This window comes from Candidatus Methanodesulfokora washburnensis (assembly GCF_003947435.1).
GTDB classification, from domain to species: domain Archaea; phylum Korarchaeota; class Korarchaeia; order Korarchaeales; family Korarchaeaceae; genus Methanodesulfokora; species Methanodesulfokora washburnensis.
Genome location: NZ_RCOS01000011.1, coordinates 1 through 11,716 on the forward strand (window position 1 = coordinate 1; position 11,716 = coordinate 11,716).

An 11,716-nucleotide genomic window follows, 5' to 3' on the forward strand; every position below is an offset into this window, starting at 1 on the left:
GAAATATAGTGGAGATGCCAATGGACCATGAGGGTGTGAAGAGGATGATCCACAATATAGGGATCCTTCAGGGGAAGATAAGCGAAATGGAGGTAGAGCTGGATAACTACAGGCTTGATGTGGCATGGAGAAGGCTTCAGAGGGCAAATCCATACATAGTCTTTGAGGTGCATCTGCATGGGAATATGGAAGAAGCACTGACAAAGTTGAAGCACGCAAGGGACATATGGAACTCAAAGCCCGTGTTAGTTACCACAGGAGATATGGTGGAAAGGGCTTATAGCGTGGCATCAGGGGCCTTCCATGAGATCCTCGATGAGCTCAGGATAGTCACAGTTGAGGATATTAAAGAGCTGTACAACAGGAAAAGGGAGTACAAGGCTGTGGAAAGCAGGCTGGGAATAAGCTGAGAGGAAAATGATACTGCTTGAATACATTCTAGAAAAGAGAATATGCCTAGATTAAAAATAAAATCTTATATGTTAAATGGTGAGTGGAAATATCCGATAGCTTTGGGCATAAGTCTGTTTCCAAATATCGGTGTCAAGCTTATTTCTTTGTGCTTATACCTAATTTTTGGCTCCTGATTAAGCACAAGTTCTCCATCTATTGGAAACTGAATTATATGGTTCCAAAGTATATTTGTTGATCTCACAAGTATGCTTCGAATATAAGATGATATTTTGCCTTCTGAAAGCAACACCTCGTCAAAGCCTATGACCGAAATTTTCGGTTTTATGGCTTGCTTTCTCTGCAGCATTCTTAGAAATTCGATTATGCTTATTTTCTCTTCTATTTCCTCGAACCCTTTTCCAAGGAGCTTTCTTTCAACAAGGTTGTATCCAACATCCATTAGTATAAGTTTCTTCATAAACTACCCCCCAATATATTTATCTAGTGTTGAAACTCTTACTTTTTCAGGAGTGGATATTGAAATTCCAGCTATTTTCGCGTAAATTTCATCTCTAGTCTTCCTATAAAGCAACTCGGACACCTTTCGAACATCCTCACCTCCATAATCGGAAAGGTATTTTACAATAGGTTTTCCCTCAAGATAAACGGAGTAGAGCAAATGAACTTTATCGATTGTTAGAAGATTAGCACCTCTTCGGATTTTCTCTTCGACAAACTGTCTTCTTTCGCTAGGTTCAATCACTTTGACTATATTTCCTTCCTTCCGGATTAACTGCTCCTTTGCCAATGAGTCAACCTCTAAGCCTCCTTTGCTAAGTCTTTTGTGGAGGGCGTCATAACCTATCTCATTAGAACCAGCAATATAACTGCAATATAACTTTGTAATTTCATCTATTTTTTCAGGAAGAGCCTCGATTTCTTTAATTTTTAGCAACGAATCTATAATATCGCTAATTCCATCAACCGCCTCCTCAACTTCAACTTTTCTGCCATTCTCGAAGATGTTAGGATAATACCAGGAATAAACTTCTAGACACTTGCCCATAGCTACAACAAACATATCCTCGTCCCTCAGATCTCTATCAGAAAGCCATAACCTCTCAAGCACTTCTCTTGCCCTCTCATGAATTTTATCCTTAAGTTTTTCCCAGCTTATCCTTCCGGGTTCTTCGAGGGTCTTTTTGCAAACTATAATTATGTCATATCGGATACCTCCGCCATGAACGCCACTTCTTCCTTCAGATCTGACGGGGTATATTGCTGATATTATAAAGCGGGGCTGTCCTTCTCCATGAGCTTCAAGTATTGCCCTAAGCGTAGATGCCCACGCCTTAGTTCTTTCGTGATGGAAAGTAAAAACCATGAGCCCATCCTCTTTGAGGACTCTATTACATTCCTTGAATACGTTAGTTAAACCTTTTACGAAGAATTCATCGTCCTTATTTTGTGCAGGATTCTTTATGATTTCCCTTGAACGTGGCGAATATTCCCCTTGGTAACACTCGTGCTTATTTTCGAGAGCCAATTTTTGCCATACATAAAAGAAATCCGATAACTCCGAATACATCACATTATCATAGTATGGAGGATCAGTTATTATCGCATCGACAGATTTTTCAGGTATAAATGATAGATCTTCTGATGTTTGAGCTTTCAAGATAACATTAACTTTACTATTTAAAATTTCATCAAAATTGTTGCCTAGATGACCTTTCAGACTATATCTAAGTACATTCTTTTGTGACTTACCATTTTTGAGAATAGTTTCATATGGTGCTTCGCAATATTGCTTTGCTTTTATAGTTTTTCTAAACACCCTTTTAAAAGTCCCCCTACCAAACTTCGTACCCCAAACATTATTCTCTACCGGAGCTGGGGGTGGCCAGTAGGCATGAAAACCTCCTCCGGTAACTGTAATATGTTTCTTATCAGGTTCATATCTACAGAACATATTATTTGTTTGAAGCAAATCTGAAAATGTTAAGATCATAAACTCCTTAACATTTTCATCCTCGATTTTAAGAATCTCCTCCAGAAGCATGGAAAGACAAAGGAGTTGACGCTCGTTAAACATTTGATAAAAATATTCATAGTGAAAGTTTTTGGCTTGCCTTGTATTGTATCCGTTTGGAAGCTTCTGTTTTGGAATTAGAAGCTCATTCTTTCTATTGTTGAATTCTTCTTTGGCCCTTAAAAACAGCTCTTGGTCATATTTGTCGGCTTTTTTATATCCTCTCTCACTACAATGTGGACAATAGTACTCTATTGCATACATTACAGCTTCCGGAGTTTTCCCCTCTCGTTTAACAGCCTTCAGAACCTCTCCCTTCCCACCACAAGATGGGCATAAGTAGTATTTCCCTTTAGCATATCCATCTGAGGGCGTAAATCTCTTTTCACATTTTGGGCATACTACTTCTCCCCTCAATTTATCTGTCTCGATTATTTCGTTACATGAGGGACAGAAAACTATGTGGTAATTATTGCCCAGCGAGGCTAACCTGAAGGAGCTGTATAGTGGAACCTCGTTCCCGCATTTTAAGCACCTTATTTTCTTAACCCAAAAAACGTACATTACATCGGCTTCTTCTCCGCATTTTGGGCAAACAGTCTTATAATATTGCTTAATCTTGTCGGCAACTTTCTTCTTAAGCCTTCTGAATTCAGCTTTAAACTTGTCTATGTCTAAAGGCTCTACCTCTTTTTTCGTTATGAACCAAGCAACTGGATGAATATCGATGCCTATGACTTTGCATCCCAGTTTTAGGGCCTCAACGACCGTTGTTCCTCCTCCCATAAATGGATCAAGGATTATCTTGCCGCCTAGGTCGGTTTTCTGGTAGAATTTTCTCCAAAGCTCTGTTTCCGAAATGTCTTGAGGGAGAAATGTAGCAAGTATTATCATCCTGAAAATGCTTCCAAGTCTCCGAGCCCACCACTTATGTATTTGGTATATGGGTTTCTTTGCATTAGCCTCCTTAAGGGCTATCTCATTTAGCCTTTCGATAGGGAAATCCTTAAGTATGTAGCTCATAGCTTCACCCTAATCTTTGGAATTAGACACTCCATCAGAGATAAGCCTCCATGCGATATGAGTTTTCCATATCCACTTATAGGCCAGAAATATCTGCCCTTGATACAATAGTACTCATCGGATATCGTGGCACATTGAAAATCTCTTGGAAGATTATTCAGCCTCTCGATATATTTTGGATCTACTTGTTCTGCCTTAACATAACGATTGGAGCCGAAAATCCTCTTTAGAAATTTCCGATAGCTTTCTGGTAATGGCCAGACGGCATCAATTGTAATGTAGCCATGATCCGATATTATTGTTATCTCGCTTTTTTCAGTCTGTTCTAAAATTTTGAATAGAACTTTTTTGGTCTCTTCGTATACTTGAGGAAGAGGTAATATACTAGCAGCATGATGTAAAATCTCGTCGGGATAGGAAACCCAAATAGGCTTTTCAAAGTCCAAATCTGAAGGGATTTTTCCGCTTATTATCTCTGTATATTCCACTTTTGCCTTCTCCCGGAACCTCTCTGTTGTGGATGGAAGTGCTGACAGTATAGAATCATACTCCACAATATTATAGCCCTTTTCTTTAAGATCTCTAATGAGCAGGTTTGCTTCCCTTATGCTCATTCCATCCATGATAATTAGAGGTGTGTTGAATTCAAAAGATGTGCTCTCAATTTGCTTTTTGAGGTAATCATATATTTCAAAGAATATGTGATTTAATTGCCGCTCAAAATCTGATGCAATGTCCTCTTGCTTGAAGTATTCTGGGACATCTGTCCTCCACAAATCAACTAGAATTTTCCAAACCTCTTTGATAGGATCATCGCATTCCACTAGTCTTTTAACATAATCTTCATGCAACTTTCTTCACCTCTATAGAAGCCTTAATTATTCCGCCATAGAGCGAGGCTGGAAGTTTCTCAATCAGTTTTATGGCTTCCTTCTTGTCCATAGGACCTTCTAATATTATTTCCATGTTAACATTTGAGATCCTGGGCTTTCTGGAGCCGAAGGAGGAGATAAACGATGTAATTGCGTCAACATTGTCGAAGGATAATTTTGAGAAGCCTATTTTTATTTGTTGAATCTTGACACTTTCGGGAATGCGCCTTTCCATCTCCTCTGATAAACGGAAGGGCGTCTGGTACTCTGATGTTTCAATGGTCCATGACGAGACTTCAACTTTCACTTCTTGAGCAGGAGTTCTCCTGATCTCAGGAACTTTAAATGCTTCAAAGGTTTTTTCTTCGGTTGCTCTAGGCTCTTCCTCTTCTTCTATTTTCTCTGGTTCTGGTTGAGGTGGTGCATACTTTGTCAGGATTATCCTTGTTTCATCCTTAATAGGGGGCATGGGATCTGGAGCTCTGCACGACTTCCCCTTGTACTCGACTATTATCTCACCTTCCTTATATAGGGATTTCAATGCCTCCTCAAAAATGCTTTCTGTAACTATTATCGGCTTTCCGGGTACTGTCTTAAAATCGTACTTTAAATCTTCAACCCTTAACCCTGTATCTTTGTTTTCTAGATGCTTAACGATCTCGTCGCGTATTGTTTCAGTATCATAGCTTTTTCTCACAGTAGATTTTACTTTGTCGAGATCGCACTGAACGAACCTATACTTGACCTCGCCATTCTCAAAGCTTGTAACTTTAATCCAACATCCATAAATATCAGATAGCTTTTCCGTAAGAAGTTTATCATCCCTATCTCTTTGTGCACTCAAAAGCCTCTTATTCTCACCGCTTGCTTCCTTTTCGTACTGATCACATAGGCGAATCCTTTCTGCAATGACAAGAAGATCTTCATCCTTTGTTATATCTTCCTCCTTTTTCGGAATGTAGAGGATTATCCTGTTTGCAAAGTTTTTTCCTTTGTAAAATTCGTTAATCTCCGATTGACCTAAAGCCTTTAGTGAGACAACAATCTTTAATTTATCTTCATCCTCGATCGAATCACTATACTCCTTATTAGGATGGTATATGACATAAGATGAGTCCTTCTTAAGCTTTGTTTTTATTATGTTCAGAGCTTCGTTAATCTCTCCTCTACCGATGTTTTCTAAAGCCTTATTCTGGATTACTGTTATGAGATTTGCTTCATAACCAATGATATACTTATGTTCCTTTAGCCAAACATGGGGAGCCTTATTTGGCAAATCTGCAAGAAGAGAGTCTATATCGTTAATGTTAACTCCCGGTCTCAGCACACCTAAAATCACATCATCTCTAGAAGCTCCGATATCTTTATCCTCTCCTAATGAATATAACAAGATAGCATTTAACAGCTTTCTCGCATCCTCTTTCTTTATCGATTCGGCATCTTTAATGGCGTTCTCAGTTAATACTCTATCGAGAGTTAGCAGCTCCCCTTCGCTCATGTCAACATCTGAGGCTAGAATTAAGTCGACATCTTTGGCCTTCTTATAAGCAACGGAGCTCAATAAGCCCAGTACTCCACGTGTATTCTGGTAATTGGGTGAAGAACTGAATCTTGTTAGAAGAACTTTCATCAATTCAGGATGCACGGGATAAGATTCAACCATTCGCTTCTCATATTCCGGCTGATTTCCCATATTGACCTCAGATTCAGTATAATGTCTCACATAATCCTCAACGATCTTTGAGGCAAGTTTTTTATCCATTTTATCAATATTAAATAATCTGAATAAAACAATTTTAGCTCTGTCTCTTGATAATGTCAAATTAACACGGTAAGGTTTAACTCTCTCTATTCTAGCTATAAGATCCTTAGCTTCGCCATAAAGTGAGCAGAAGACTAAAAGTTTTCCATCCTTTTCACATGAGGCCTCTGCCAAGATCTGTAGGAAATTCAAATTTCTGTCCTTATCCTTTTTGCCTTTGTACCAGGCCTCTAGCTCATCGATTATTATTATCACCGTGCCCTTGTTTAATATAGCCTCTTTTAAAAGATTGTAACTTGGAAAATCTCTTACTGCTTCTAGCAAGTCTTCACGTCCAAGACCCTTAAAAATAGGATCCCATAGATAAGCCGGGTTTTCATCAAGTAAATTGAAAGCTAGAAGTGTGATATCTCTTGGCAGGTTTAAGTTTATACCGTACTTTTTGGCCCATTCAATAGCCAACTCTTTGTTTTTGAATAAATGCCAAAGAAGAACTAAAATACGACTTTTTCCTGTTCCATAGCCTCCTAGTATCTCGAAAAAACCTGTAGCCCGTTTTCCATCGAGTTTTTCTCCTACTGCCTCCAAAAGGTTCTTTATCTCGGTTGTGGGATAAGTTGTTCTAAAGACATAGTTTGGGTCACTTTCCTTCTTGCCTTTTTCAAAAATACCTCTTAGAGAATCCCAACCCTCTATATGCCCTCTTGAACTAGCAACTTCATCACTTAGGCTCACAGCGTCTACTATCTTCATGCTCTCTGGAATCTTGCAAGGGAAACTAAAAAGTTTTACGAAAGTTTTGCTTGGGATTAAACTTAAAAAGTAAATAATTAAATAAGATTATACAAATAAATTTTATCCACCTCTCCTTATTAAGGAGCTTTAAGTTAAGGGGATTCTTCTAGCTTTGTCGAAGAATTATGCTAAATAACTTCCCCTACTAAGATCTATTTTTGGCAGAACATTCGGTTGCATATTTTGTTTATCATCCGATTCTCCAACGAATTGAAAGTTTCTATTTTTCTTCTCTGGCTTAGATTATCTTTAATCCTCATTAGAGCTAACTAAAGTATCCTCGGCTTAGTATCATCATATTGTAGTTTTAGTAATAAGTTACTCTCCTAATTTAGAAATTCTAGGATAGTAAATAGAAATCTTTATAAGCTAAGCTCTAATCCTGGAATCCAGGCATCAGACCTCGGGTGATATACTTGCGTGTCATGAAGGAGATTTCATGCCTGACCTCCTTAGAAAATCTGTTAGCTGGATTCCCCCATGCATACGTGCTTTTTAGTGGAGGAAGGGATAGTCTGGTCGCATTACATATAGCTAAGAGGGCCTGTCAATCCCTTGATCTAGAATTAACAGCAGTTCATGTAGATACAACTGTTTCAACACCTGGCAACTTGGATTACGTTAAGGATGCATGCAAAAAACTGGACATTAAGTTGGATGTAGTGAGACCAAAAGAAGATTTCTTCACTTTAGTCAAGAGATGGGGATTTCCGACTGTTACAAGGAGATGGTGCTGTTATCATCTCAAGATAGAGCCCCTGAAGAGGTATTTTAAGGGAAAAGAAGGGATAATCCTAGACGGAATGAGGATGGATGAGAGCTCTAGGAGGAAGAGCTTTCCAAAACTTGGAGTCCACAGACACTTTAAGCTCTTATGCTATCACCCAATATTTGAGTGGACACATGATGATGTTTTAAAATATATTAAAAAATATAACTTGCCCGAGAACCCCCTTTATAAGGTACTTCCCAGAGCAGCAGAATGCTGGTGTACGGCATTCAAAACGGTAAAACAGTTTAAAACACTCAAAGAAAATTGGCCCGAGCTCTTCAATAAATTCGTCGAGGCAGAGGCGTCGCTAAGATGTGGAGGTTGTGCCCTCTTTCGAGGGGGTAAGAAGATATATCTAAGAGAACTTTGACCATGATATGTCGAAAGATCATCACCATCACAACTCCTATAATCTTGGTCAAAATGTTTTTAAATAAGTACCCCCTTACATTAAAGGGGGGTGATATGTAGTTTGTGGGAAATCCCCGCGTTAAGGCTCTCCCAGCAAGGGAGACATATCCTATCCGAGGGGCCCATAAATGTCAGTCTCTACTTGACTGCTCTCCCTACAAAAGATCTCATTGACGAGACTAAGACCAAGGTCGATAGGTGGACCAAAGATAATCCGGACGGATACCAAAGGCCACTTACTAGAGCTAGGAAAAAACAAATTATGGATTATCTATTAAAGGAGGAGGGTCTGTTTCCCACTGCTGTCCTGCTAAATTGTCGTGGAAAGGTGGAATTTGAGGAAAAAGAGAAAGGATATGGAGTGCTTAAGATACCCAAGGAGAGCCTTCCTCTCTATATCGTAGATGGACAGCACAGGATAGAGGGATTAAAGTATGCAGTCTCTCAGGGACACGTAGAGTTCGTGGACTATCCTCTCCCCACAGTAATTATGACTCATGAGGACAAAGTACTGGAAGTATCTTTATTCTATAAGATCAACAAGAGGCAGAGAGGTGTACCTACAGAAATAGCTGAGAGAAATCTTCAGAGGATTTTAGAGCACCCAGCACTTAAGAGGACAATCGAAGGATCCCCAGTAGAGAGAAAGGCCGAAATAATGGCAGGTCGGTATCTGGATATCGTGGACTATCTGAATAGCGAGCCCACTTCACCTTGGTATAATAAAATCTGGATACCTGGAACAGAAAGAAAGGGAAAGTGGATTAAACAGGGCGTTTTTGCTAAGGCTATTGGTAAGATGATATCACGTCACTCCACGCTAATGGTTGAACCAACAGAGAGGATCAAGAGCTTCCTGCTTGAATACTGGAAGGTTCTCAAGGAACTGTATCCCAATGCATTAGGAGAAAGAGCTGAGGAATATGTTCTAGTCAGAAGCCAGGGAGTTAGGGCCTTCACGTACTTAGCAGGAGCTGTTTACCTAATATGCAGGCAGAAAGGAAGTTTCTCATATGATACGATTAAAAGCATACTGAGCAAACTTCTGGAGGGAGAGGATGCCATTGATGAGGATAGCCTTCACTACGAGCATGGAGCTTTCCCTGGAACAAACGAGAGAGCGGTAGAACAATATTATAATGAGCTACTCGAGAGGATATCAGAATGAAGTACTTGGTGGTTGAAGTGCGCTTTAGTGTTTATACCTCCAAGGAGGGCAAGAACGTGCAAAACGATACAAGAAGATATTTAATGGGATTAAGAGATCCAAAGGTGCCAGAAAAAGTGAATGAAGTACTTGGTTATCCGGTTCTCCACCCCATTTCTTTTTCTTTAATTAAAGAGCCGGTAGGGAAGGGTGCAGGTTACAACATAGCTAGAGGAGCGGTGGTATTCTATCTCTATGGGGGGAGAGATGCCATGCTAGATCGAACTATTAGGGAGCTAGACAGCGTGCTCTCTAGTCTTAAGACAAAAAGCCATTTAAAATGGCGCTCCTACAAGATTTATACAGCGGAGGAGGTTGTTGAAAAATGAGCAAGGAGATATCTCTAACTGAAAGGCTAATCAAACTCGTTGATGAGGCTGTGAGAAGGAAGGAGGGAGAGAATCGCGTAAAGTCTACGATATTGGAGACATTAAGGGAGGAGATCGAGAGATGGCTAGGATAATTCTAGAAAATGTGGGTCCTTTTGAGAGAAAGACAATAGAGCTGAAGGAGGGGTGCCTCAACATTATCGGTATGCCTAACGCCTCAGGCAAAAGCACTATTCTCAAGGCAATAGCCCTAGCGCTCTCCTATCCCTACACATCAGAGTTCACAAGAAGGGCAGCAGCTAGATTGGGACTGTGGGCGGAAGATCCTCCACAACCTATGCTGAGGGTTGGGTCAAATAAGGGGCATTTAGAGCTAGAAATTAACGGTTTAAGGAGTGTATGTGAGATTACATATGATGATATATTCAGAAAAGAGGGTATTGGAGATGATAGGTCCCTCTTCACCTGTTTTGCCTCAACGGAGTCGGAGTTCATGAGGGAGATTGCCGAAGGAAACCCTGACTTAAGTCAGGTAGTCTCAGCTCTCTCATTAATAGACTATTATAAAAGAGCAAGGATTGTAGCAGAAGAAATTCTCAATAATATAAAATATATACACGAAAAAGCAAAGGGAGCTTTAGAAAGTAAAAATGAGCTATTGACTAAAAAGAGGAATATCGAAGAGGAGCTGGAGCAGATAAAGAAGAGAATAGAGGAGCTTAGTGCAAGAAGAGATAGCCTGATTAAGAGCCGTGATCCAAAGCTATGGGAGCGTCTTTCGACTCTGAGAGGAGAGCTAAAGGGTATTAATGGGAAGATAAGGAAGAAAGAGGAGGATCTAGAGGAGGTCTACAAGAAATTAAGAAGGGAGGAGCTGGAGAAACTGATGAAAGATAAAGAGAAGCTGGAGAATAAGCTGAAAGAAATTCAAGAGGAGATAGAAAAGCTTCCATTTAGTGGTGATAGGGAGGAAATCAGGAAGCGCATGGACGTAATAGACAAGGAAGTTACACGCTTAGGCACGGAATATTCGAAATGGGACTTAATGAAGAGGCTTTTGGACGAAGCCACCAAGGTTATCAAAGGAGGTGTGGAAGGATGTCCGGTCTGCGGTAGCCCAACTGTAAATCCAACCTACATAGAAAGGAAGCTCTCTGAAGTAACTAGCAAACTTCAGAAATTGGAGAGGGAGATTAGAAACCTCCATAATGAGAAAGATAAATTAGTAAAAGCATTGAAGAGTTTAGGGGAACTGAAGAATAAAGAAGATAGCATTAGTAGTGAGCTTAACTATCTTAAGAAGTTAATTAAAGAGATAGAAGATAACGCTGCTAGGTACAAACCTGTTATAGAGTCGTGCAAAATCGATCTAGAAGAGCTTAAGAGGAAGAGAGAAGATGTTCTAAATGAGATTAAAGCTCTAGAGATGTCGACTAAAGATATCAGCGATGAGCTAGGGAAAGTATCTAGAGGGCTGGATGAATTAAGAGGGAAACAGGGCGTATTAGAGGAGAAACTGAATGAAATTAAGAGGGAATTGGGATCTCTTGAGGAGCATCTTGAGATTATGGGCATAAAAGTACCCGCTGAGAAAGCTGTTGAGATCTGCCCTCGCTTGATCAAATCATTGGAACAGCTCATAGAACATCTCACGGATAAAATTGAGAGGCAAAAGGCGGACTTCGCCAAAAGGTTCAATGATGCCATCTCACACTTATTGAGGGATCTACAGTTTGAGCTTGATGCTATGATAGATCCCAATACCCTAGAGCTCATAGTAAAGAGAGAGGGGAAGATCCAGAGGCTGACTTCACTCAGCCTCTCAGAGAGGGCAGCACTAGCCTTGCTCATTCAAATAGCACTTAAGGAGGCGTTCCTTCCGGATGTCCCGATTTTCCTTGTGGATGAGGTAATTCTTGGATTCGATAGATCCAGAGTGGAGAGGATAATCAATTATCTTCTTGAGATGGCCAAAAACAAGGGAATGACAATAGTGCTTACTAGGCTGTCAGACAAAGAGGAAGTCAGGGTTATAACAGATGCTTCTTCTAATTTCTCTCTTCTCCCTTAAATTATTTTTTATACTATTACGAATAAAGATTACAAGCAATGAGGTGTGC

General features: G+C 39.9%; 9 protein-coding genes and 1 pseudogene. 6 read left to right on the forward strand and 4 right to left on the reverse strand.

The window, feature by feature from the left end:
- A pseudogene (locus D6D85_RS00560) lies at nucleotides 1-410 on the forward strand (hypothetical protein); the annotation flags it as partial.
- Between the two features lie 65 nt (nucleotides 411-475).
- Here D6D85_RS00560 and D6D85_RS00565 read toward each other — a convergent pair.
- Genes D6D85_RS00565 through D6D85_RS00580 form a run of 4 tightly spaced genes read right to left on the reverse strand, consistent with a single transcriptional unit; the run spans nucleotide 476 to nucleotide 6,835 of the window.
- Complete coding sequence (locus tag D6D85_RS00565; protein WP_125670091.1) at nucleotides 476-853, reverse strand: hypothetical protein; 378 nt, start codon at nucleotides 851-853, stop codon at nucleotides 476-478.
- 21 nt (nucleotides 854-874) lie between these two features.
- Nucleotides 875-3,448: a DUF1156 domain-containing protein gene (locus D6D85_RS00570; protein WP_125670092.1), complete on the reverse strand. Its 2,574-nt coding sequence runs from the start codon at nucleotides 3,446-3,448 to the stop codon at nucleotides 875-877.
- Nucleotides 3,445-4,299, reverse strand: coding sequence for a hypothetical protein (locus D6D85_RS00575; protein WP_125670093.1), 855 nt, complete (start codon nucleotides 4,297-4,299; stop codon nucleotides 3,445-3,447). Before D6D85_RS00575 ends, D6D85_RS00570 begins: the two co-directional genes overlap by 4 nt.
- Complete coding sequence (locus D6D85_RS00580) at nucleotides 4,292-6,835, reverse strand: hypothetical protein (protein WP_125670094.1); 2,544 nt, start codon at nucleotides 6,833-6,835, stop codon at nucleotides 4,292-4,294. The genes D6D85_RS00575 and D6D85_RS00580 overlap by 8 nt, the downstream gene beginning before the upstream one ends.
- A gap of 467 nt (nucleotides 6,836-7,302) precedes the next feature.
- On the opposite strand from D6D85_RS00580, the gene D6D85_RS00585 reads away from it, so the two are divergent.
- From D6D85_RS00585 to D6D85_RS00600, 5 genes are all read left to right on the forward strand, one after another.
- Nucleotides 7,303-8,019, forward strand: coding sequence for a phosphoadenosine phosphosulfate reductase family protein (locus tag D6D85_RS00585; protein ID WP_237558696.1), 717 nt, complete (start codon nucleotides 7,303-7,305; stop codon nucleotides 8,017-8,019).
- A gap of 102 nt (nucleotides 8,020-8,121) precedes the next feature.
- Complete coding sequence (locus tag D6D85_RS00590) at nucleotides 8,122-9,228, forward strand: DGQHR domain-containing protein (RefSeq protein WP_161969601.1); 1,107 nt, start codon at nucleotides 8,122-8,124, stop codon at nucleotides 9,226-9,228.
- Complete coding sequence (locus tag D6D85_RS00595; RefSeq protein WP_125670097.1) at nucleotides 9,225-9,596, forward strand: hypothetical protein; 372 nt, start codon at nucleotides 9,225-9,227, stop codon at nucleotides 9,594-9,596. The genes D6D85_RS00590 and D6D85_RS00595 overlap by 4 nt, the downstream gene beginning before the upstream one ends.
- Entirely contained in the window at nucleotides 9,593-9,730 is a 138-nt protein-coding gene (locus tag D6D85_RS15920; RefSeq protein WP_161969602.1) for a hypothetical protein, read from the forward strand. The genes D6D85_RS00595 and D6D85_RS15920 overlap by 4 nt, the downstream gene beginning before the upstream one ends.
- Nucleotides 9,718-11,667, forward strand: a complete 1,950-nt coding sequence (locus tag D6D85_RS00600) for an archaea-specific SMC-related protein (RefSeq protein ID WP_125670098.1) — start codon at nucleotides 9,718-9,720, stop codon at nucleotides 11,665-11,667. Before D6D85_RS15920 ends, D6D85_RS00600 begins: the two co-directional genes overlap by 13 nt.
- The last annotated feature ends 49 nt before the right edge of the window (nucleotides 11,668-11,716 follow it).